The organism is Micromonospora globosa, assembly GCF_000717585.1.
GTDB lineage: Bacteria > Actinomycetota > Actinomycetes > Mycobacteriales > Micromonosporaceae > Micromonospora > Micromonospora aurantiaca.
Window position 1 is genome coordinate 45,326 of the sequence record NZ_JNZR01000032.1, and the last position, 20,707, is coordinate 66,032.

At 72.3% G+C, this 20,707-nt stretch carries 22 protein-coding genes; 11 read left to right on the forward strand and 11 right to left on the reverse strand.

Annotated features, from left to right (window positions below):
• Window positions 1-200: 200 nt before the first annotated feature.
• Both IF06_RS0125490 and IF06_RS0125495 read left to right on the forward strand, forming a co-directional pair.
• Complete coding sequence (locus tag IF06_RS0125490) at window positions 201-965, forward strand: ABC transporter ATP-binding protein (protein ID WP_013476954.1); 765 nt, start codon at window positions 201-203, stop codon at window positions 963-965.
• Window positions 965-3,514, forward strand: coding sequence for an ABC transporter permease (locus tag IF06_RS0125495; RefSeq protein WP_030274012.1), 2,550 nt, complete (start codon window positions 965-967; stop codon window positions 3,512-3,514). Before IF06_RS0125490 ends, IF06_RS0125495 begins: the two co-directional genes overlap by 1 nt.
• A 52-nt stretch (window positions 3,515-3,566) precedes the next feature.
• Here IF06_RS0125495 and IF06_RS0125500 read toward each other — a convergent pair whose 3' ends face one another.
• Entirely contained in the window at window positions 3,567-4,205 is a 639-nt protein-coding gene (locus IF06_RS0125500) for an HAD family hydrolase (protein ID WP_030274014.1), read from the reverse strand.
• Between the two features lie 115 nt (window positions 4,206-4,320).
• Window positions 4,321-5,061 carry a neutral zinc metallopeptidase gene (locus IF06_RS0125505; protein ID WP_030274016.1) on the reverse strand — a complete coding sequence of 247 codons (741 nt, stop codon included), beginning with the start codon at window positions 5,059-5,061 and terminating at the stop codon, window positions 4,321-4,323.
• A gap of 104 nt (window positions 5,062-5,165) precedes the next feature.
• Here IF06_RS0125505 and IF06_RS0125510 point away from each other — a divergent pair, with 104 nt between their 5' ends.
• Window positions 5,166-5,552, forward strand: coding sequence for a hypothetical protein (locus IF06_RS0125510; protein ID WP_052166216.1), 387 nt, complete (start codon window positions 5,166-5,168; stop codon window positions 5,550-5,552).
• Between the two features lie 9 nt (window positions 5,553-5,561).
• On the opposite strand, the gene IF06_RS0125515 is transcribed toward IF06_RS0125510, so the two are convergent.
• The 3 genes from IF06_RS0125515 to IF06_RS0125525 all read right to left on the reverse strand — a co-directional run bounded on the left by IF06_RS0125515 (window position 5,562) and on the right by IF06_RS0125525 (window position 6,915).
• Window positions 5,562-5,744, reverse strand: coding sequence for a hypothetical protein (locus tag IF06_RS0125515; RefSeq protein ID WP_013286093.1), 183 nt, complete (start codon window positions 5,742-5,744; stop codon window positions 5,562-5,564).
• 179 nt (window positions 5,745-5,923) lie between these two features.
• On the reverse strand, window positions 5,924-6,589 hold the full coding sequence (locus tag IF06_RS0125520; RefSeq protein ID WP_030274019.1) for a cation transporter: 666 nt from the start codon (window positions 6,587-6,589) through the stop codon (window positions 5,924-5,926).
• The gene (locus tag IF06_RS0125525; protein ID WP_030274021.1) at window positions 6,589-6,915 is read right to left on the reverse strand and encodes an ArsR/SmtB family transcription factor; all 327 of its coding nucleotides are present in this window, start codon (window positions 6,913-6,915) and stop codon (window positions 6,589-6,591) included. Before IF06_RS0125525 ends, IF06_RS0125520 begins: the two co-directional genes overlap by 1 nt.
• An 87-nt stretch (window positions 6,916-7,002) precedes the next feature.
• Here IF06_RS0125525 and IF06_RS0125530 point away from each other — a divergent pair, with 87 nt between their 5' ends.
• The 5 genes from IF06_RS0125530 to IF06_RS0125550 all read left to right on the forward strand — a co-directional run bounded on the left by IF06_RS0125530 (window position 7,003) and on the right by IF06_RS0125550 (window position 9,859).
• Entirely contained in the window at window positions 7,003-7,332 is a 330-nt protein-coding gene (locus tag IF06_RS0125530) for a hypothetical protein (protein WP_030274023.1), read from the forward strand.
• Window positions 7,332-7,754 carry a MerR family transcriptional regulator gene (locus IF06_RS0125535; protein WP_030274025.1) on the forward strand — a complete coding sequence of 141 codons (423 nt, stop codon included), beginning with the start codon at window positions 7,332-7,334 and terminating at the stop codon, window positions 7,752-7,754. The genes IF06_RS0125530 and IF06_RS0125535 overlap by 1 nt, the downstream gene beginning before the upstream one ends.
• Before the next feature lie 3 nt (window positions 7,755-7,757).
• Window positions 7,758-8,093, forward strand: coding sequence for a YnfA family protein (locus IF06_RS0125540; protein ID WP_013286088.1), 336 nt, complete (start codon window positions 7,758-7,760; stop codon window positions 8,091-8,093).
• A 75-nt stretch (window positions 8,094-8,168) separates the two neighbouring features.
• Window positions 8,169-9,167, forward strand: a complete 999-nt coding sequence (locus IF06_RS0125545) for an RNA polymerase subunit sigma-70 (RefSeq protein ID WP_030274027.1) — start codon at window positions 8,169-8,171, stop codon at window positions 9,165-9,167.
• Window positions 9,167-9,859: a DUF6069 family protein gene (locus tag IF06_RS0125550; protein ID WP_030274029.1), complete on the forward strand. Its 693-nt coding sequence runs from the start codon at window positions 9,167-9,169 to the stop codon at window positions 9,857-9,859. Before IF06_RS0125545 ends, IF06_RS0125550 begins: the two co-directional genes overlap by 1 nt.
• Window positions 9,860-9,862: 3 nt before the next feature.
• Here the strand turns inward: IF06_RS0125550 and IF06_RS0125555 are convergent, their stop codons facing one another.
• Entirely contained in the window at window positions 9,863-10,267 is a 405-nt protein-coding gene (locus IF06_RS0125555; RefSeq protein ID WP_030274031.1) for a hypothetical protein, read from the reverse strand.
• A gap of 216 nt (window positions 10,268-10,483) precedes the next feature.
• Here IF06_RS0125555 and IF06_RS0125560 point away from each other — a divergent pair, with 216 nt between their 5' ends.
• Window positions 10,484-10,885: a hypothetical protein gene (locus IF06_RS0125560; RefSeq protein WP_013286084.1), complete on the forward strand. Its 402-nt coding sequence runs from the start codon at window positions 10,484-10,486 to the stop codon at window positions 10,883-10,885.
• A gap of 292 nt (window positions 10,886-11,177) precedes the next feature.
• Here the strand turns inward: IF06_RS0125560 and metH are convergent, their stop codons facing one another.
• On the reverse strand, window positions 11,178-14,693 hold the full coding sequence (gene metH, locus IF06_RS0125570; protein ID WP_030274033.1) for a methionine synthase: 3,516 nt from the start codon (window positions 14,691-14,693) through the stop codon (window positions 11,178-11,180).
• 241 nt (window positions 14,694-14,934) lie between these two features.
• Between metH and IF06_RS0125575 the strand changes: the two genes are divergently transcribed.
• Both IF06_RS0125575 and IF06_RS0125580 read left to right on the forward strand, forming a co-directional pair.
• On the forward strand, window positions 14,935-15,804 hold the full coding sequence (locus IF06_RS0125575) for a PAC2 family protein (protein ID WP_013286081.1): 870 nt from the start codon (window positions 14,935-14,937) through the stop codon (window positions 15,802-15,804).
• A gap of 115 nt (window positions 15,805-15,919) precedes the next feature.
• A complete protein-coding gene (locus tag IF06_RS0125580) occupies window positions 15,920-16,711 on the forward strand; it encodes a GntR family transcriptional regulator (RefSeq protein WP_013286080.1) in 792 nt (263 codons plus the stop codon).
• Between the two features lie 399 nt (window positions 16,712-17,110).
• On the opposite strand, the gene mshC is transcribed toward IF06_RS0125580, so the two are convergent.
• From mshC to IF06_RS0125600, 4 genes are all read right to left on the reverse strand, one after another.
• Entirely contained in the window at window positions 17,111-18,349 is a 1,239-nt protein-coding gene (gene mshC / locus IF06_RS0125585) for a cysteine--1-D-myo-inosityl 2-amino-2-deoxy-alpha-D-glucopyranoside ligase (RefSeq protein WP_013286079.1), read from the reverse strand.
• Between the two features lie 67 nt (window positions 18,350-18,416).
• Window positions 18,417-19,235 carry an SCO1664 family protein gene (locus IF06_RS0125590; RefSeq protein ID WP_013286078.1) on the reverse strand — a complete coding sequence of 273 codons (819 nt, stop codon included), beginning with the start codon at window positions 19,233-19,235 and terminating at the stop codon, window positions 18,417-18,419.
• Complete coding sequence (locus tag IF06_RS0125595) at window positions 19,232-19,813, reverse strand: DUF3090 domain-containing protein (RefSeq protein ID WP_013286077.1); 582 nt, start codon at window positions 19,811-19,813, stop codon at window positions 19,232-19,234. Before IF06_RS0125595 ends, IF06_RS0125590 begins: the two co-directional genes overlap by 4 nt.
• Before the next feature lie 87 nt (window positions 19,814-19,900).
• Complete coding sequence (locus IF06_RS0125600) at window positions 19,901-20,614, reverse strand: histidine phosphatase family protein (RefSeq protein WP_030274036.1); 714 nt, start codon at window positions 20,612-20,614, stop codon at window positions 19,901-19,903.
• Window positions 20,615-20,707: the final 93 nt, after the last annotated feature.

Genomic DNA, 20,707 nt, shown 5'->3' on the forward strand with positions numbered 1-20,707 from the left:
GTCAGGCCCTGACGTCGGCGTCGCCTGCCGGTCAGGGGTCACCCTGAGCCCGGATGGGGGTCGACCCTCACCGGAAGATCGGCGCGGATTCCACCCCAGGTCGGAGGGCTTTCGGGCTCGCGACCCCGAGGATGGATTCCGCCGCACCGGCCAGCGGGGGCGGTGCGGCATGAGAACGACATACGGAAGAGGTAGATGACGTGACCGCGACGGTAGGCCGAGAGCAGGCCGCGGCCCGGGCGAACGACGTGTGGAAGGTGTACGGCAGCGGTGAGGCGCAGGTCGTCGCGCTGCGGGGGGTGACCGCCGAGTTCGAACGCGGCCGGTTCACCGCGATCATGGGGCCGTCCGGCTCCGGCAAGTCCACACTCATGCACTGCCTCGCCGGTCTGGACACGGTGACCAAGGGCACCGTGATGATCGGCGACACGACGGTGACCGGTCTCAACGACGCGGGTCTGACGAAGCTGCGCCGGGACAAGGTGGGCTTCATCTTCCAGCAGTTCAACCTGCTGCCCACGCTCACCGCGCAGGAGAACATCCTGCTGCCGCTGTCGATCGCCGGGCGCAAGCCCGACCCGGCCTGGTACGACACGGTGATCGACACGGTCGGCCTGCGGGAGCGGCTCGGGCACCGCCCGGCTCAGCTCTCCGGCGGCCAGCAGCAGCGCGTGGCGTGCGCCCGGGCGCTCGTCGCCCGCCCCGAGGTGATCTTCGCGGACGAGCCGACCGGCAACCTGGACTCCCGCTCCGGCGCCGAGGTGCTCAAGTTCCTGCGCAACTCGGTGCGCGAGCACGGCCAGACCATCGTGATGGTCACGCACGACCCGACCGCCGCCGCTTACGCCGACCGGGTGGTCTTCCTCGCCGACGGGCAGATCGTCTCGGAGCTGATCGAGCCGACCGCCGAGACGGTGCTGGACACGATGAAGAAGCTGGACGCCCCGGTCGAGGTGGGCAACTGATGCTGCGGGCAACGCTCAAGAGCCTGCTGGCGCGCAAGCTGCGCCTGCTGCTGTCCGGCCTGGCGGTGGTGCTCGGCGTCATGTTCGTCTCCGGCGCGTTCGTGCTCACCGACACGCTCGGGCGGTCCTTCGACGCGGTCTTCGCCGACGCGTACGCCGAGGTCGACGTCAGCGTCGAGGCGAAGCCGAAGATCGACGTCTCCACTACGGAGGGCATGCCGCTGAGCACCCCGATGCCGGCGTCGGTGCTCGACCGGATCAAGGCGGTGCCCGGCGTCGCCGACGCCGAGGGCGTGGTCGCCGCCGACGGCGCCCGCATGATCGGCAGCAACGGCAAGGTGGTCACCTCGTTCGGTCCGCCGCAGCTGGGCCAGAACTGGCTCGGTGAGAGCGACCTGGTGGAGATCCGCGAGGGCCGCGCGCCGCAGGCCGACGACGAGATCGTGATCAACACCGCGCTGGCCGAGGCGGGCAAGGTCAAGGTCGGCGACCGGGTCGGCGTGCTGACGCTCGCCCCGAAGAAGGAGTTCACGCTCGTCGGCGTGTTCGGCTACAGCGGCGGCCGGGACTCGATCGGTGGCGCCAACGAGGTCTACTTCACCACCCCGGTGGCGCAGCAGCTGATGCTGGGCAAGCCGGACGTGTTCAGCAACGTCAGCGTCCAGGCCGCCGACGGCACCACGCCGGCCGCGCTGCGCGACGAGCTGGCCCGCACCCTGGGCGCCGACTACCAGGTCAAGACCGGCGAGCAGCTCGCCGCCGACGCCTCGGCCGGCCTCAAGGAGGGGCTGTCGTTCTTCAACAAGATCCTCCTCGGGTTCGCCGCGGTGGCGCTGCTGGTCGGCACGTTCCTGATCCTCAACACGTTCTCGATCATCGTGGCTCAGCGCACCCGTGAGCTGGCCCTGATGCGCGCGATCGGGGCCAGCGGCAAGCAGGTCATCGGCTCGGTGGTGCTGGAGGCGCTCGCGGTCGGCCTGATCGCCTCGGTGCTGGGGCTCGCCGCCGGCATCGGCGTGGGCGCGCTGCTGGCGTACCTGTTCGGTCAGCTCGCCGGGGGTCTCACCCTGGCCGGGCTGGGTGTGCCGGCCTCGGCGGTGATCGGCGCGTTCGCGGTCGGCATGCTGATCACGGTGATCGCCGCGCTGCTGCCGGCGGTGCGCGCCTCGCGCATCCCGCCGATCGCCGCGATGCAGGACGTCGCCACGCCGGACCGGCCGCTCACCAAGGTCACCATCGGTGGCGCGGTGGTGACCGGCATCGGCGCGGTGCTGCTGTTCCTCGGTCTCGGCGGGCACGCCGGCGACAGCACCCTGGCGACCATCCTCGGCGGCGTACTGTTCGCGTTCATCGGCGTGGCGCTGCTGACGCCGATCATCAGCCGGCCGGTGGTCTCGCTGCTCGGCGCGATCTTCTCCTGGTCGGTGCCGGGCAAGCTGGGCCGGCTCAACTCGGGCCGCAACCCGCGCCGCACCGCGATCACCGCCGCCGCGCTGATGGTGGGCATCGCCCTGGTCACCGGCGTGACGGTGATCCTGGACTCGGCAAAGGGCAGCATCGGCGCGCTGGCCGAGGACACCATCAAGGCGGAACTGGTGATCTCCGGGGCGTCGTCCGGGCCGCGCCCGGCGAGCTTCGACCCGGCGGTGCTGGAGAAGGCCGCCACGATCCCGGGCGTCCAGATGGTCGACGGCGAGTACGGCGACATGGCAGTGGTCGGCGGCGAGCGGACCTGGGTGGCCGTGTCGAGCAACGTGGCCGCGCTCCAGCAGATCTTCGGGGCGAAGGCCACCGCCGGTGACATCAGCAAGCTGGCGCCGGACCAGATGCTGGTCAGCTCCGACACCGCGAAGGCACGCAACCTCAGCGTCGGTTCGACGGTGCCGGTGCAGCTGTCCCGCGGCGACGCCCGCACCTACACGGTCAGCGGCATCTACGAGAGCTCGCAGCTGACCAACCCGGTGACGCTGCCGCCGCAGGCCGCCGCGGACTTCGCCATCCCGCAGCCGATCCAGGGTTTCCTGCAGCTCGCCCCCGGCACGTCGGTGGACGCGGTGCAGCCGCAGGTCGAGCGGTTGCTGGCGGACAGCCCCGAGGTGTCGGTGGCCGACCGGGCCGCGTTCATCGAGCAGCAGACCGGCCAGCTGGACTCCCTGCTCCAGATGATCCAGATCCTGCTGGCGCTGGCCATCGTGATCGCCGTGCTGGGCATCATCAACACGCTCGCGCTGTCGGTGCTGGAACGGACCCGCGAGCTGGGCCTGCTGCGGGCGATCGGCCTGCGCCGCGCCCAGACCATGCGCATGATCACGGTCGAGGCGGTGGTGATCTCCATCTTCGGCGCACTGCTCGGCGTGGTGGTCGGCACCGGTCTCGGCGCGGCGGTGGTCGAGGCGCTCAAGGACGAGGGCATCACCGACCTGGTCCTGCCGTGGGGTCAGATGGTGACGTTCCTGATCCTGGCCGCGATCATCGGCGTGGTCGCCGCGGTGCTGCCGGCGATCCGGGCCGCGCGGATCAACGTCCTGGGCGCCATCGCCCACGACTGACGTGAAAGGAAGGGCCCCTTCTTAACGCCTCGCGCATAAGAAGGGGCCCTTCTTAACGATTGAGCAGGGCCGCGAGCAGCTCCAGGTCCGCCGCGAGCAGGCTCTCCACCTGGTGTACGCCGTCGGCGGGCGCCAGCGGCACCTCGGCCGGTACGGCCAGCACCGCCGCCCCGGCGGCGAGCGCACTGGCCACCCCGGTCGGTGAGTCCTCGATCGCCACGCACCGCTCGACCGGCACGCCCAGCAGACGCGCGGCGGTCAGGTACGGCTCCGGGTGCGGCTTCGCCGAGTCCACCTCGTCGCCGCAGACCACCGCGCCGAAGCTGTCCCGCCCCAGCGTGTCCAGGGCCACCTCGACCAGGGACCGGCCGCTGGAGGTGACCAGCGCGGTGGGGATGCCGGCGTCCCGTACCGCCCGCAGCAGCGCCAGCGCGCCCGGACGCCACCGCAGCCCGGTGCGGAACAGGTCCAGGATCCGGGCGCTGATCCAGTCGGCGCTTTCCTGCACGTCCCGCTCGGGCTGGCCCAGGTCGTCGTGCACGATCCGCATCGCGTCGGCCATCCCGGTGCCGACGATCGCGCGGCGGGCGTCCTCGGACAGGACACCGCCGTACACGGCGGCCAGTTCCTGCAAGGCGACGTCCCACAGTTTCTCGCTGTCGACCAGGGTGCCGTCCATGTCGAAGAGCACGGCGGCGGGGTGCTTGCTGCTCAGCGGGGGCCTCCTTCGATACGCGTACCCCGCCGATCCTGCCAGTCGCGTCCGGTGCGCCCGTCACCGTCCCCGATCGGGGTGACCCGCGGCATCAGCCGAGGCCGCAGGCGCCGAGCGACTTCTCGTACCCCCGGAAGAACGACTCGCTGCGCTGCTCGGCGGTGCCGTGCGAGCCCTCGGCGAACCACGGCTGGTCCGGGTCGTCGCCGACCGCCAGCAGCCCTTCCCGGAACTCCTCCAGGTCGCCGTCCTCCAGCTCCAGCGCCCCGGACCGCACGCTGTCACCGAGGTACGCCCCGGCCATGCAGTCGGCCTGCAACTCCTGCTGGATGGTGAAGTTGTAGCGGATGCCCAGCCGCACCTGCATGCCGTGGGCGTACTCGTGGCCGAGCAGGTAGAACAGGAACGCGTCGCCGATCTGCCGGAACGCCGCCACCGACCAGTTCACGTCGTAGGCGATGAAGTCGCCGGCCGAGCAGTAGACCGCGTTGTTGCGCGGCAGCCCCTGCCCGGCGCAGGCCACCTCGCCCTCGCGGCTGTAGGCCACCACCCGCCGGATCGGGGTGAACCGCTCACCGGAGGCGCGGAACCGCTCCGCCCAGTAGCGTTCGGCCAGCCGTACCGCGTCCTGGATGTCCTGCTTGAACTCGGCCACGCTCGTCGTGCCGTCCGCGCGGGTGGTCTGCGACTCGGGCTGCGCGCTGCGCGGGGGTGCCGGCTGCTGCGGCTCGCCCTGGTCGTAGCCGCCGGCCATGCAGCCGGCCGCCACCAGCGCGGCCACCACCAGTCCGGCGATCGGCCCGCGCCCCTGACGTCCCGCCCTGTCCCCCACCGTGACCTCCCGGCTGTTCGTTCCCGTGTCCCGCAGCAGTACCCCCGGCGGCCGCCGGTGATGCTCACCGGCTCTCACGCACCGCCGCCGGGAATCGTTCACCGGTGCGCGGGAACGGTACGGTCGGCGTCGTGGGCCGGTCGTACGCGGGAATCGTCTACTGGCGACGCAGCCTCTGGAACGGCATGCGGTGCGTACCGGTGCTGCTGACGCTCGACGAGGGCCGGCTGCGCGCCCGCGACCGGCGCGGCGCGGAGGTGTTCGCCGCGCCCGCCGGGCAGGTCGAGGCCCGGGGGACGATCGTCGGCACGATGCTGCTCACCGTCGGCGGCCACCGGTACGCCCTGGTCGGCGTGGGCGCCACCGTCTCACCGGCGCCGAGCGCGGAGCAGCGGCGGCGGTTGGATGAGTACACGGCCCGCGCCGAGCCTGTTCCCGACCTCGCGTCGTGGTGGGAGGTGCTGGCGGGGGCCGGCGTGACGGTGCGCTGACCGGCGCGGTCAGTCCAGGCCGCGCATGATGTGCGGCTCGCCGTCGTCGTCGCCGAAGCAGCGGTGCAGCACCTGGGCGCGCGCCCACAGGTCCAGGCTGCTCGGCGGTCCGACCGGCCCGGTTCCGGCGGGCGTGGTGGTCAGCACGGGAGCCGGTTCCGGCGGGACCTGCGACGTCACCTCGTCGGTCATGTCCGCCCCTTTCGTCGTACCCATGCTCGTCTGCGGGCGTTTCCGCCACGTCAACTCCGACGGCGCGGGCGTGGACGCGGCGCGCCTGACCCACGCCGGCCCGTACTCCGGTGACGGTAGCCCGCCGGGCCGTCGAGCACAGCCGTATTCCCGACGTCGCCGCAGGTCGCGGCCGGTGATCAGGCCCGCCCGCCGCCCGGTCCGCAGGTGGCGCAGCAGGTGTCGCCGCGCCAGGCGTCGCGGCCCTCGCGGACCGCGACCACGGCGATCACCAGGGCGGCGACCGGGTCGGCCCAGGACCATCCGAACAGGCCGTTGAGGGCCAGCCCGACGAGCAGGACCACCGAGAGGTACGTGCACAGCAACGTCTGCTTCGAGTCGGCCACCGCCGACCGGGAGCCCAGTTCACGCCCGGCGCGCCGCTGCGCTGCCGACAGCACCGGCATCACGATCACCGAGAGCCCGGCGAGCACCAGCCCGACCGGTGAGTGCGCGGCCTCGGCGCCGCCGAGTAGCGCCCGTACCGCCTCGACTGAGACGTACGCGGCGAGCGCGAAGAACGACACCGCGATGACGCGCAGCGTGACCCGCTCCCGGGCCTGCGGATCCGGACCGACGAACTGCCACGCCACCGCCGCCGCGGAGGCCACCTCGATGACCGAATCCAGACCGAAACCGATCAGGGCGGTCGAGGACGCGACGGTGCCGGCGCCGATCGCCACCACCGCCTCGATCACGTTGTAGGTGATCGTCGCGGCGACCAGCAGGCGTACCCGGCGGGTGAGCAGCGCACGGCGGTCCGGCCCCGGGCCTGCGGGCGTGACGGGGATCAGCGGCAGGCTCATCAGCAGCATCCGTCCGCGGCGTCCGGGCAGGCGGCCGGGTCGACCGCGAGCACGACGCCGACCAGGTCGCCGAGCGCGTGGGCGAGGCGGGCGTCGGCCAGCTCGTACCGGGTGCGGCGACCCTCCGGCACGGCCACGACCAGGCCGCAGCCGCGCAGGCAGGCCAGGTGGTTGGACAGGTTCTGCCGGCTGGTGCCGAGCGCCTCGGCCAGCTCGGCCGGGTAGCCGGGCCCCTCGCGCAGGGCCAGCAGCAGCCGGGCGCGCAGTGGGTCGGACAGCGCGTGACCGAAACGGGACAGCGCCTGGGAGTGGTGCAGCGTCCGCATGCTGTGACTGTACAGCGTCTGCTGTATTCAGGAAAGAATGAACCGGCGGTTGCATCCGGTACCCCGGTACGGGCTTACCGTCGAGAGGTGACCGACGAATCCTGGGTGCCCGACACCTGCACGCTGCCGACCACCGAGCGGCCGCTGCGGCTGGCCGAGTTCGACGGGCTGTTCCACGACGCGCTGCGCGGCGCCGACCGGCCGGCCGCCGGGCATCTGCGGCTGCACCTCGACGGCCGCGCCGAAGCGCTCGCCCGGGACCTGATCGCCCGCGAGTCCGCCTGCTGCTCCTTCTTCACCTTCGATCTCGCCGGCCCGGACGGCGACACGCTGACGCTCGACATCCGCGTTCCGGCGACCCGTGTCGCCGTACTCGATGCCCTGGCCCTGCGGGCCACGACCGCGCGGGGCCGGTGATGGGCGAGCCGGAACTGCGCAGCGGCCGGCTCGCCGACGCGGCCGGGGTCAACGTGCAGACGCTGCGCTACTACGAACGGCGCGGGCTGCTGCCCGCGCCCCGGCGGTCGCCGGGCGGGCATCGCCTCTACCCGGCCGAGACGGTCACCCTGCTGCGGGTGGTGAAGGCCGCGCAACGTCTCGGCTTCACGCTCGCCGAGGTCGCCGACCTGCTGACGGCCGGACGGCACGACGCCGGCCTGCGGACCCGGGCCCGCGACAAGCTCGCCGAGGTGGAGCGACGGCTCGCGGACCTCACCGCCGTCCGCGACACGCTCCGGGCCGCCGTCTCGGCCGGCTGCGACGACCTGGTCACCTGCGCCGAAAGCCCGCACTGTCCCCTGCCCTTCACCGGTCCGGACCGAGGCCCGGCTACGGTCTGACGCATGACGGTCGTGCGTTCCATCCTGCTGTTCCTGCTCGCCGCCCTCGCCGAGATCGGCGGCGCCTGGCTGGTGTGGCAGGGCTGGCGGGAGAACCGCGGACTGCTCTGGATCGCCGCCGGGGTGATCGCGCTCGGCGCCTACGGGTTCGTGGCCACGTTCCAGCCGGACGCGAACTTCGGCCGCATCCTCGCCGCCTACGGCGGCGTCTTCGTCGCCGGGTCGCTCGCCTGGGGCATGGTGGTCGACAAGTTCCGGCCCGACCGCTACGACCTCGTCGGAGCGGCCATCTGCCTGGTCGGCGTCGCCGTCATCATGTACGCCCCGCGCGCGAGCTGACGTCGCGGTGATGAGTTTCCGCGCCCGTGCCCGTCACACCTGCGAAGGGACACGACGACGCGGAGGGATGACGTCATGGGTAGGGACACGCAGCTGCAGGAGCTGGGCGTGAGCGATCTGGCTGAGGTCGACGAACCGGCGTTCACCGGGCTGGCGCAGCAGCACCGACGGGAGCTGCACGTGCACTGCTACCGGATGCTCGGGTCGTTCGAGGACGCCGAGGACACCGTCCAGGAGACGTTCCTGCGGGCGTGGCGGCGGCGGGACACGTTCGCGGGACGGTCGACGTTCCGGGCCTGGCTGTACCGGATCGCCACCAACGCCTGCCTGGACCGGCTCGCCAGGTGCCGGCCCGAGCCCGCGACCGGCGGCGAGGTGCGGTGGCTCCAGCCGTACCCGGACCGGCTGCTCGACGAGCTGCCCGCCGCCGACGCGGACGAGCCGGAAACCGTAGCGGTGGCGCGGGAGACGATCGAGCTGGCGTACCTGGTCGCGGTGCAGCACCTGGCGCCGCGCCCACGCGCAGTGCTGATCCTGCGGGACGTGCTCGGCTGGCCCGCGAAGGACGTCGCGGAACTCCTTGGGGACTCGGTCAACTCGGTGAACAGCGCCTTGCAGCGGGCTCGCGCGGGCATGCGGGAACACCTGCCCGCGCAACGGCAGGACTGGACCGGCGACGAGACGGACACCCGGACGCGCGAGCTGGTACGCCGCTTCACCGACGCCAGCATCGCCAAGGACGTCGACGGTCTCGCCGCCATGCTGCGCGACGACGTGCGCTGCTCGATGCCGCCCACCCCGGGCCTCCAGATCGGCCGCGACGCCGTGGTGAACGACTGGATCGCAGACGGTTTCGAGAGCCTGGGCAGCCTGCGAGCAGTGCCCACCGCCGTGAACCGGCAGCCCGCCGTCGCGTTCTACCTCTGGCAGGACAGCGACGGCGCGTACCTGCCGCTCACAGTCGACGCCTTGCGCATCACCGGCGGGGCCATCACCGAGATCGTCACGTTCCACGCCGACCAGTTCCCGCGGCTCGGGCTGCCGGAGCGCCTGCCGGCCGACCGCACGCCGTAGTGCCCGCGCGGACGCTCGCGCTGCCCGGCGGCGCGCGAGTTCCGGTGGTCGCGGCCCAGTGGCGTCACGCGTACGGCGTGGTCACGCGCGGCCGGGTGCAGCTGGAGCTGCGCGACGGCACCCCCGGGCCGGTCCTCGGCCGTGACGCCGGCTTCTGGCTGCGCGGAACCGGCGTACGCGCGCTGCGCAACCCCGGCCGTCGCACCGCGACGGTACGGATCCTCACCCCCGGCTCCTGGAGGAACGACATGATCAGCAGCACCGACACCGGCGTCACAGTGGGCCGCCCGCACGGCTTCCGGCGGCTCGCCGTCACCGGCCTGGTCGCCACGATCGCCGCGATGGCGGTCACCACGCTCGCGGCGGCGCTCGCCCGCGCTGCCGGTGTGGACTTCGAGATCCCCGACGGCGGCGAGACGATCCCGTTGGGCGGGTTCGCCGTGGTGACCGGGTTCTTCTCGCTCGTGGGCGTCGTCATCGCCGCCGTCCTGCTGCGGTTCAGCGCGCGTCCCGCGCGGCGGTTCGTGTGGACGGCGGTGTCACTGACCGCACTGTCGATGGTGCCGCCGTTGATCGCCGGGGGCGACGCAGCCACCACTGTCGCGCTGGTCGGGCTGCACCTGGTCGCGGCGGCGGTGATGATCCCCGCCCTGACGCGGAGCCTGCGCGCAGACCCTTCGCGAGGTGCCTGACGGCTACCGGGTCGTGGCTCCGCGGCGGTGGAGGGCCACCTTGGTGCCGCCGAACGCGACGAGCCAGGGCAACATCAGGAAGCCGCCGCAACCGATCACGATCAGCCACAGCGTCTCAGTCGGTTTGCCCTGGTGTTCCAGGCCGGGCCAGGTGAAGGCGCTGCCGAGCAGCGACAACGCGTAGAACAGGACGATCACGATCGCGGCGGCCGTACCGATCCGGCGGCTGAGCCCGATGCCCGCGGCGCAGAGAAACCCGAGCCCGGACATGACGACGGGGGCGAGGTACATACCGGACAGGACGACGAAGGTGTAGTACGTCGCGCCGGGGTCGAGAGCCGGGTCCGCCAACGGTGGCGGGCCGGCTCCGACCGCGTGGACGACAGCGGAGAGGGCGGAGTTCACCACTTCGGACTCCTCGCGCTGGGACGCTCGCACGCCATCGAAATCGATCCCTCAGTCTGGCACCGGTCGAGCCGCCGGACCGACCGGGAGCCGCAGGCCCGACACAGAATGATGCGATCCACAGGGTTCGATCGGTATCACTCGGGCACTTCGATACGGACCACACGCCGGGCGCCGCCAGTCGGCGCCCGGCGCCACGTACGACCGAGAGGTGACACCATGACCTTCCGCGCCAGGCTCGTCGGAGCCGCACTCGCCGGGACGCTCGCCGCCGGTGCATCGGCACTGGCCACGGCCTCCACGGCCAGCGCGCAGGCCGAACCCTGCGTTCAGCGCATCGCCGTGGTGAACAACGCCGCCTTCGTGATGTCCTTCAGTGTCGCGGCGAGCAACGGCCTGGAGACGGCGAACACCGACACCTACCCGATCAACCAGTCGCGGACGATCGATCTCACCACCACCGCGCTGCCGGTCGGGTCCGATGTGCGGCCGGTGGTGGACGCGGTGGCCGGAGCGCAACGGACCCCGAGCAGCTTCGTGTCGTACTGCGAGAACGGGCAGACCGCGACGTACTCGGTGACCGGGACGACGTACGACTACTCGGTCACGCTGATCGGCTGACCGACGCGTCGACCCTTCGGGGCGTCCGCCATACCGGCGGGCGCCCCGCGCTCGTCGGGGCCGTACGAACAACAGGCGGGTGCCGCGACGGACGAGCCGTCCGATCACGCCTCGTCAGATCGGGTCACCGAACGCCAGGCGTCGAAGGCCCATTCGAGGTCGGCCGTGTACGCACCGGAGAAGACCGTTTCCAGGTACGCGCCATCGGCACACATGACTCAGGTCATCGAGCAGTCTTCACTCGCCCGCCCTGATCGATTAGACCGCAGGGCAGTAAGCGCGCCCACCTTGGCTACTTGGCGTTGAAGTAATTCGCCTCCGGGTGGTGCACCACGATCGCGTCAGTGGCCTGCTCCGGCACCAACTGGAACTCCTCCGACAACTGCACCCCGATCCGCTCGGCGCCCAGCAACTCCACGATCTTCGCCCGGTCCTCCAGATCCGGGCAGGCCGGGTAGCCGAACGCGTACCGGCAGCCCCGGTAGTCGGTGCGCAGCAGGCCGGCCAGATCGGCCGGGTCCTCGTCGGCCACAGTGCCGCCGCCGGGCAGCACCAGCTCGGCCCGGATCCGCCGGTGCCAGTACTCGGCCAGGGCCTCGGTGAGCTGCACGGACAGGCCGTGCACCTCCAGGTAGTCGCGGTACTCGTTGCCGGCGAACATCTTCGCCGTGTACTCGCTGATCGGCTGCCCCACGGTGACCAGCTGCAACGCCACCACGTCGAGCTGGTCGCCCTTGGGCCGGAAGAAGTCGGCCAGGCACAGGCGCCGCTCCTGCCGCTGCCGGGGGAAGGAGAACCGGGCCCGCTCGCTGTGCCCGTTCTCGTCCAGCACCACCAGGTCGTTGCCCTCGGAGTACGCGGGGAAGTAGCCGTACACGACGGCCGCCTCCAGCACCTGGTCGGAGATCAGGCGGTCCAGCCAGTACCGCAGCCGGGGCCGGCCCTCGGTCTCCACCAGTTCCTCGTACGACGGTCCCTTCCCGCCACGGGCGCCGCGCAGGCCCCACTGGCCCAGGAACGTGGCCCGCTCGTCGAGCAGTGCCGCGTAGTCGGCCAGCGGCACACCCTTGACGACGCGGGTGCCGAAGAACGGCGGCTTCGGCACCGTCACGTCCACCGCCACGTCGGAGCGGACCGACGCGTCGTCCAGTTCGGGCAGCGCCTCGCGCACCTGCGCCCGCTGCCGCTCGCGGCGCTCCCGGCGGGCCGCCAGTGCCGCCTCGCGCTCCGGGTCGACCATCGGCGCGCCGCCGCGCTTGGCCGCCATCACGCGGTCCATCAGGGACAGCCCTTCGAACGCGTCGCGGGCGTAGTGCACCTGGCCCGGGTAGATCGACCGCAGGTCGTCCTCCACGTACGCGCGGGTCAGCGCCGCGCCGCCGAGCAGCACCGGCCAGCGCTCGGCCACGCCCCGGGAGGCCATCTCGGCCAGGTTCTCCTTCATGATGACTGTGCTCTTGACCAGCAGGCCGGACATGCCGATCGCGTCGGCCCGGTGTTCCTCGGCCGCGTCGAGGATCGCGTTGATCGGCTGCTTGATGCCGATGTTCACCACGTCGTAGCCGTTGTTGGACAGGATGATGTCGACCAGGTTCTTGCCGATGTCGTGCACATCGCCCTTCACTGTGGCGAGCACGATCCGGCCCTTGCCGTCGTCGTCGGTCTTCTCCATGTGCGGCTCCAGGTAGGCCACCGCGGTCTTCATCACCTCGGCGGACTGGAGCACGAACGGCAACTGCATCTGACCGGAGCCGAACAGCTCGCCGACCACCTTCATGCCGTCCAGCAGCAGGTCGTTGATGATGGACAGCGGCGTACGCCCCTGCGCCATCGCGGTGTCCAGGTCGGCCTCCAGGCCGTTGCGCTCGCCGTCGATGATCCGCCGCTTGAGCCGCTCGTCCAGCGGCAGCGCGGCCAGTTCCTCGGCCCGGGTCGCGCGCGCCGACGCCGCGTCCACGCCCTCGAACGCCTCGATGAACCGCTGCACCGGGTCGTAGCCCTCGCGGCGGCGGTCGTACACCAGGTCGAGCGCCACCTCGCGCTGCTCGTCCGGGATCCGCGACATCGGCAGGATCTTGCTGGCGTGCACGATCGCCGAGCTCAGCCCGGCCTGGGCGCACTCGTGCAGGAAGACCGAGTTGAGCACCTGCCGGGCCGCCGGGTTGAGGCCGAACGAGACGTTCGAGATCCCGGCGGTGAAGTTGACGCCCGGGTAACGCGCGGCGATCTCCCGGATCGCCTCGATCGTCTCGATGCCGTCGCGGCGGGTCTCCTCCTGCCCGGTGGCGATCGGGAACGTCAGCGCGTCGATGAGGATGTCCTCCCGGCGCATCCCCCACCGGCCGGTCAGGTCGTCGATCAGCCGGCAGGCCACCCGTACCTTCCACTCGCGGGTGCGGGCCTGGCCCTCCTCGTCGATGAGCAGCGCCACGACGGCGGCGCCGTGCTCCCTGACCACCGGCATGATCCGCGCGTAGCGGGAGTCGGGACCGTCGCCGTCCTCGAAGTTGACCGAGTTGACCACGCACCGGCCGCCCAGCATCTCCAGCCCGGCCTCGATCACCGCCGGTTCGGTGGAGTCCAGCACGATCGGCAGCGTCGAGGCGGTGGCGAACCGGCCGGCCAGCTCCCGCATGTCCTGCGTACCGTCACGGCCCACGTAGTCGACGCAGAGGTCCAGCAGGTGCGAGCCGTCGCGGGCCTGGCTGCGCGCGACCTCCACGCAGGCCTGCCAGTCCCCGGCGAGCATGGACTCGCGGAACGCCTTCGAGCCGTTGGCGTTGGTCCGCTCCCCCACCATCAGGATGCTGGCGTCCTGGGCGAACGGCACGTGGTGGTAGATCGAGGAGACCCCGGCCTCCGGCTTCGGCTCTCGCGCCACCGGCGCCCGCCCGCCGAGTCGCTCCACCAGCACCCGGATGTGCTCCGGGGTGGTGCCGCAGCAGCCGCCGATCAGGGCAACGCCGTAGTCGGTGACGAACTGCTCCAGCGCGTCGGCCAGCTCGTCCGGGCTGAGCGGGAAGTACGCCCCGTCGGCGGTCAGCACCGGCAGGCCCGCGTTCGGCATCACCGAGATCGGGATACGCGAGTGCTGCGCCAGGTAGCGCAGGTGCTCGCCCATCTCGGCCGGGCCGGTGGAGCAGTTCAGCCCGATCAGGTCGACGCCCAGCGGCTCGATCGCTGTCAGCGCGGCGCCGATCTCGCTGCCGAGCAGCATGGTGCCTGTCGTCTCCACCGCGACCTGGCAGATGATCGGGACGTCCCGGCCGGCCTCGGCGCGGGCCCGCTTCGACCCGACCACCGCCGCCTTGACCTGGAGCAGGTCCTGGCAGGTCTCGATGATCAGCGCGTCCGCTCCGCCGGCGATCAGGCCGGCGGCGTTCTCCTGGTACGCGTCGCGCAGCGAGGCGTAGCTCGCGTGCCCGAGGGTGGGCAGCTTGGTGCCCGGACCCATCGAGCCGAGCACGAACCGGGGATGCTCCTCCGTCGCGTACGCGTCGGCGGCCTCCCGCGCGATCCGCGCGCCCGCCTCGGACAGCTCCCGGATGCGGCCGGGGATGCCGTACTCGGCGAGGTTGGGCAGGTTCGCGCCGAACGTGTTGGTCTCCACGCAGTCGGCGCCTGCGGCCAGGTAGGCGTCGTGCACGCCGCGGACCACGTCCGGGCGGGTCACGTTGAGGATCTCGTTGCAGCCTTCCAGGCCGTCGAAGTCGTCGAGGGTGAGGTCGGCGGCCTGGAGCATCGTCCCCATCGCGCCGTCCGCGATCAGGATCCGATCGGCCAGCAGGTCACGCAACGAAATAGGCACATGCCCCAGGTTAGTGCGCCCGAGTGCGGCAGAGTCACCCGAACCGGGCCTTCCCACATTCTGCCCACCGGGCCGGCGTACACCTTTCCGCCGGTTCGCCCGAGTGGTCCGGCCCGGCGACCGGCGCGGCCGACGGGCCGGGCCCGGCGGCGGCACGTAGGCTGACGGACGTGAAGGACAACTGGGGTGCGACCGTGCGACGGGGCGGCGCCGCGCCCGACGAGCAGGGTGAGGTGACGGCGTGACCGAGTTCGACGGGCTGCCGGTACTGCGCTCGCCGGTCGCCATCGCGGCCTTCGAGGGCTGGAACGACGCCGCCGACGCCTCCACCGCCGCCGTGGAACACCTGGAACAGGTCTGGCAGGCCCGGGAGGTGACCGAGCTGGACCCGGAGGACTTCTACGACTTCCAGGTGAGCCGCCCGACGATCACCATGGCCGACGGGGAGACCCGGCGCGTCGAGTGGCCCACCACGCGCTTCATGGTGGCCAGCCCGGAGGGCACCGAGCGCGACGTGGTGCTGATCCGCGGCATCGAGCCGAGCATGCGCTGGCGTACGTTCTGCGAGCAGGTGCTGGAGATCTGCCACAGCCTGGAGGTCGAGCGGGTGGTGCTGCTCGGCGCGTTGCTGGCCGACGTGCCGTACACCCGGCCGCTGCCGATCAGCGGCAGCGCGTCGGACGCCGACGCGGCCAAGCGCTACCAGCTCACCCCCACCCGGTACGACGGGCCGACGGGCATCGTCGGCGTGCTGCACGACGCCTGCACCCGGGCCGAGGTCGACGCGGTGTCGTTCTGGGTGCACGTGCCGCACTACGCCAACAACCCGCCCTGCCCGAAGGCCACCCTCGCCCTGCTGCACCGGGTCGAGGAGGTGCTCGACCTGCCGGTGCCGATGGCCGACCTGGCCGAGGAGGCAGCCGAGTGGGAGCAGCGGGTGCGCAGCGCTGCCGAGCAGGACGCCGAACTCGGCGAGTACGTCCGTGAGCTGGAGGAACGGGTCGGCGACGCCGGCATCACCCCGTTGACCGGGGACGAGATCGCCCAGGAGTTCGAGAAGTACCTGCGTCGCCGCGGTGGTTCCGCCGGGCCGACAGCGGGTTCCTGGTAGCACCCTTCCGTCGAAGCCGGGCTCCCCTGCCGGGGCCCGGCTTCTTCGTGTCCGGGGTGGCGCCGTCACACCCGCTAGGGCATCCTAGGAACCTAGCTGTTGTGAGGAGGCGGGCATGCAGATCAACCCCGGCGCGGCCGAGTTCCCGCACCGGCAGATCGCCGCGCAGCTCAAGGCCCAGGTGCGCCGCGGCGACTGGGGTCCGGGCGAGCGGCTGCCGTCCATCCCGGCCATCGCCGAGATGTTCGGCGTCGCGAAGCAGACCGTGCAGCGCGCCGTCGACCAGCTGCGGGTCGAGGGCATCCTGATCACCAAACCCGGCTCCGGTACGTACGTCCGGGGCACCCGGCGCCGCCTCAACCGCCTGTCCCGGGGCCGGTACGGCGGCTTCCGCGGCTACCACACCGACCTGGCCGCCCGGTACCGCCAGCAGCTCGTCTCCGTCGGCCGTTCCCCCGCCCCGTCCGAGGTGGCCGACGCGTTCGGCGTCGCCGACGGCACCGAGCTGCTCTGCCGGCGGCACCTGGTACGCACCGACGACTCCCCGGTCGAGGTCGGCGCGTCCTGGTTCCTGCCCGCCGACACCGCCGGCACGTCACTGGAGCGGGCCGAGGCATTCGGCCGGCCGCTGTACCAGGAGGCGGAGGAGGTCACCGGCCGGCGGTACGTCACCGCCACCGACACGATCAGCGCCCGCCAGCCCAGCCGGGAGGAGGCGGAGATCCTCCAGATCCGCCCGGACACGCCGGTGCTGCACCTGCTGCACGTCGCGTACGACGAGCGGCACAAGCCGATCGAGGTCGCCCAGGCCACCTGGCCCGGCCCGATGACCACGCTGACCGAGGAGTACAAGATCCCCGCCCCCGCTCCCGACCAGGACCCCGACCCCGGCCTGGTCCTGGGCTGACCCGCCCTCGACGCCCGGCCCCGGCCCCGGCACCCCGGCACCCCGGCACCCCGGCACCCCGGCGATCTTGCACTTTCCGCCCCGGCGAAAGGGACATTCACGACACCCACGGGGCCACAACTGCAAGATCGCCGAGTCAGCGGTCGGGTCGCCAGCGCACGGAGCAGCCGGGGCCGGCCACGCCCGAGTGGAACATCACGTGTGTCAAACCGTCCTCGACGCACCCACCACGTTCCACCCACGCCACACCCGCCCCCGGACGGCGCGATCTTGCGGTTGCGGCCCCCGCGAACCGGGCAAAGCGCCGGAACGTGGGCCGCAAGTGCAAGATCGACGCGCGAGCAGCGCGAGAAGGCGCGGCGCGAGGGCGATGAGACGCGGCGGAAGGACAGGGCGGGGCTAGAGGGCGATGCCTAGGAGGGCGTCCACCGTGTCTCGGAAGAGGGCCGGAGCGGTCTCGTCGTCCGTGACGCCGTTCAGGGTTCCTTCGGCCCAACGGTCGGCCGCCGCCAACGCACCCGGCGTGTCCAGGTCGTCGGCCAGGCGCTCGCGTACCGCGGCCAGCAACGCCGCCCCCGACGGCCCGGCCGGCGCGGCGGCGGCCCGCCGCCAGCGGCCCAGCCGCTCCTGCGCCTCGGTGAGCAGGTCGTCGGTCCAGGAGCGGTCGCTGCGGTAGTGCCCGCTCATCAGCGCCAGCCGGACCGCCATCGGGTCGACCTTGTCGGCCCGCAGCCGGGACACGAAGACCAGGTTGCCCTGGGACTTCGACATCTTCTCGCCGTCCAGGCCGATCATGCCGGCGTGCACGTAGTGGTCGGCGAACGGTGCCTCGCCGGTCAGCCGCTCGGCGTGCGCGGCGGAGCACTCGTGGTGCGGGAAGATCAGGTCGTTGCCGCCGCCCTGCACGTCGATCCGGTCGCCGAGCAGGTTCAACGCGATGACTGTGCACTCGATGTGCCAGCCGGGACGGCCCGGGCCCAGGTCGCCGCCGGGCCAGGACGGCTCGCCCTCGCGGGCGCCGCGCCACAGCAGCGGGTCGAGCGGGTCGCGCTTGCCGGCGCGTTCCGGGTCGCCGCCGCGCTCGGCGAACAGCTCGATCATCTGCTCGCGGGTCAGGTTGGACTCGTATCCGAAGCGGGGCGCGGCGGAGATGTCGAAGTAGACGTCGCCGGTGCCGTCGTCGAGCCGGTACGCCGCGCCGTCCTTGAGCAGCATCAGCACCTTCTCGGCGATGTCCGGGATCGACTCGACCGCGCCGACGTAGTGCGCCGGCGGGATCATCCGCAGCGCCTCCATGTCCTCGCGGAACAGCGCGGTCTCCCGCATGGCCAGGACCTTCCAGTCCTCGCCGTCGCGTTCGGCGCGCTCCAGCAGCGGGTCGTCGATGTCGGTGACGTTCTGCACGTACCGCACGTCGAGGCCGGCGTCGCGCCACATCCGCTGCACCAGGTCGAACGTGATCATGGTGGCGGCGTGCCCGAGGTGCGTCGCGTCGTACGGGGTGATGCCGCAGACGTACATCGAGGCCGCGCCCTCGGGCCGGCTGGGATGGGCGCCCTGCCGCGCCGAGTCGTACAACCTCAGCGACACGCCCTCGCCGGGCAGCCGTGGCACGTCATGTCCCGCCCAAGACTCCATGACCGCCAGCCTAACGATCCGTCAGACGCTCGGGTGCCGCCCTACGGGTGATCAACGCGACAGCAGCTCACATGGGTGGCCAGGGCATCGCCGGCCACTCCTGCGGCGGCAGGGGGAACCGGCCGCTCTCGCGCAGCCGCTCGACCCGTTCCGCCAGCGCGGCCAGCTCACCGATGGTCAGGTGCTCGGCCAGTTCCTCACCGAGCGGCCCGCGGAGCTGCCCGGCCAGGCCGTCGAGCATCTCCACCGCGTCCGGCGGCAGTTCGCGGCCGGCCCAGCCCCACAGGACCGTACGCAGCTTCTCCTCGACGTGGAAGCTCACGCCGTGGTCGACGCCGTAGATCCGGTCGTCCGGGCCGACGAGCACGTGCCCGCCCTTGCGGTCGGCGTTGTTGATGATCGCGTCGAGCACGACGAGCCGGGCCAGGCGGGGGTCGTCGGCGTGCGCCAGCGCGTACGCCGCCCCGTCGTCGTCGCGCGCCGCGGCGACCGGGAACCAGCGCGGCGGGATCTCCCGCGCCGGCACGAATCCAACGAGCGGCTCGGCGTCGTCCGGCTCGTCGATCCAGAGCTGGCACGAGCCGGGGCCGAACGGGCCGTCGCGCAGCACCGTGGGCGGAACCAGGTCCCAGCCGGTGGCCCGGGACACCAGGTAGGCGGACACCTCCCGGCCGGCGAGCGTGCCGTCCGGGAAGTCCCAGAGCGGGCGCTCGCCGCGTACCGGCTTGTAGACACAGTGCGCTGTCACGTCGCCGAGCGCGATGACGCCGCGCAGCGTCGCGTTGGAGGCGTCGACGAGCCGCCCCTCCAGGGTCAGCTCACCGTCGGCGAGCAGCCGCAGTGCCTCGGCGCCGTCCTGTCGGGGCTGCAGTTCCGACGAGGTCACCGGTGATAGCCGTTGTGCCGGGGGCAGAGGTGACCGGCCGGGTCGAGCGGCTGGCCGCACAGCGGGCAGGGGGGCCGGCCGGCGTTCACGACGCGCTTGGCCCGTTCGATGAACTCGCGGGTCGCCTCCGGGGTCAGCCGCACCCGCAGGCGGTCGAGGTCGTCGTCCGGCTCGTCCGGGTCCTCGTCGGCGTCGTCGTCCGCGTCGCCCAGCTCGACCTCGACCTCGGCCTCACCGACGGCGATCGCCTCGATCACCACGGTGGCGGTGTCCACGTCGAAGGCCAGGCCCAGCGTGCCGACCCGGAACTCCTCGTCCACAGGCGTGTCGAGCGGCTCGTTGTCGCCGGTCACGGTGGTGACCGGCTCCGGAAGCTTCACGCCGAAGCGGCGCTGCGCCTCGGCGAGCAGCTCCTCCAGCTTCTCGGCGAGCAACGACACCTGGACCTTCTCCAGCGACACGCTGACCAGCCGGCCGCCGCCGCGCGCCTGGAGGAAGAACGTGCGCTCCCCCGGCGGGCCGACCGTACCGGCGACGAACCGCTCCGGCGGCTCGAAGGCGTGCACCTGGTGCGTCATACCCACGACCCTATCCGGCGTGTGGAAGCACCGCGCAGCCCACCGACGCCGAATCCGCCCAGAGCGAACGCGCCGCGTACGCCCGCTTCACCCGGCCGCGCCCGCGCCTCCACCGACCGCCGCGTCGGACTCGGCCGCCCGCGCCGGTCGCCGGCGCCGCTTGCGCGGCGGCGGGACCAGCGCCGACAGGTCACCGCCGGTGTCGTTGAGCCGGACCAGGAACGGTCGCAACGGGGTGTAGCGGATCGCCGTCACCGACGCCGGGTCGGCCACGATCCGCTGAAAAAGATCAAGGTGTACGCCGAGCGCGTCCGCCACGATCGCCTTGATCACGTCACCGTGGCTGCACGCCAGCCAGATGGCCTCCGGCCCGTGCTCGGCGGTGACCCGCGCGTCCCACGCCCGTACCGCGGCGACCGCGCGCGCGGACATGGCCGCCATCGACTCGCCCTGCGGGAACGCGGCGGCGCTCGGGTGCTGCTGGACCACCGGCCAGAGCGGCTCCTTCGCCAGCTTCTTCAGCGACTGCCCCTCCCAGTCGCCGTACCCGCACTCGATCAGCCCTTCGTCGACGACCGGCTCGGCGCCGGGAAGCGCCAGCTCGAGGGTCTGCCGGCAGCGGATGAGCGGGCTGGTCACCACCGCCGCCAGCGGCAGCCCGGCGAGGCGCCCGCCGACCGCCGTGGCCTGCGCCCGGCCGGTGTCGTCCAGCTCGACCGGTTGCCGCCCGGCCAGGCCGCCGTCGGCGTTCGCGGTGGTCCGGCCGTGTCGCAAGAGCAGAAGGGTCGCCACGCTGACCACCCTAGGCGGTACGTCCCCCCGATGATCGTCCCGCCACGACAGCTCGTTCCCCGGCCGCTCCCGGCTCCCGGCCCGCCTCCGCCCCCTCCGCCC

What these genes read in the sequence shown, in the direction of transcription:
- IF06_RS0125560 (WP_013286084.1), top strand. Translation starts at nt 10,484, where the DNA reads ATGACCTTCCGCGCCAGGCTCGTCGGAGCCGCACTCGCCGGGACGCTC.
- IF06_RS0125525 (WP_030274021.1), bottom strand. Translation starts at nt 6,915, where the DNA reads ATGCGGACGCTGCACCACTCCCAGGCGCTGTCCCGTTTCGGTCACGCG.
- IF06_RS0125520 (WP_030274019.1), bottom strand. Translation starts at nt 6,589, where the DNA reads ATGAGCCTGCCGCTGATCCCCGTCACGCCCGCAGGCCCGGGGCCGGAC.
- IF06_RS0125580 (WP_013286080.1), top strand. Translation starts at nt 15,920, where the DNA reads ATGCAGATCAACCCCGGCGCGGCCGAGTTCCCGCACCGGCAGATCGCC.
- mshC (WP_013286079.1), bottom strand. Translation starts at nt 18,349, where the DNA reads ATGGAGTCTTGGGCGGGACATGACGTGCCACGGCTGCCCGGCGAGGGC.
- IF06_RS0125540 (WP_013286088.1), top strand. Translation starts at nt 7,758, where the DNA reads ATGACGGTCGTGCGTTCCATCCTGCTGTTCCTGCTCGCCGCCCTCGCC.
- IF06_RS0125545 (WP_030274027.1), top strand. Translation starts at nt 8,169, where the DNA reads ATGGGTAGGGACACGCAGCTGCAGGAGCTGGGCGTGAGCGATCTGGCT.
- IF06_RS0125595 (WP_013286077.1), bottom strand. Translation starts at nt 19,813, where the DNA reads ATGACGCACCAGGTGCACGCCTTCGAGCCGCCGGAGCGGTTCGTCGCC.
- IF06_RS0125495 (WP_030274012.1), top strand. Translation starts at nt 965, where the DNA reads ATGCTGCGGGCAACGCTCAAGAGCCTGCTGGCGCGCAAGCTGCGCCTG.
- IF06_RS0125535 (WP_030274025.1), top strand. Translation starts at nt 7,332, where the DNA reads ATGGGCGAGCCGGAACTGCGCAGCGGCCGGCTCGCCGACGCGGCCGGG.
- IF06_RS0125515 (WP_013286093.1), bottom strand. Translation starts at nt 5,744, where the DNA reads ATGACCGACGAGGTGACGTCGCAGGTCCCGCCGGAACCGGCTCCCGTG.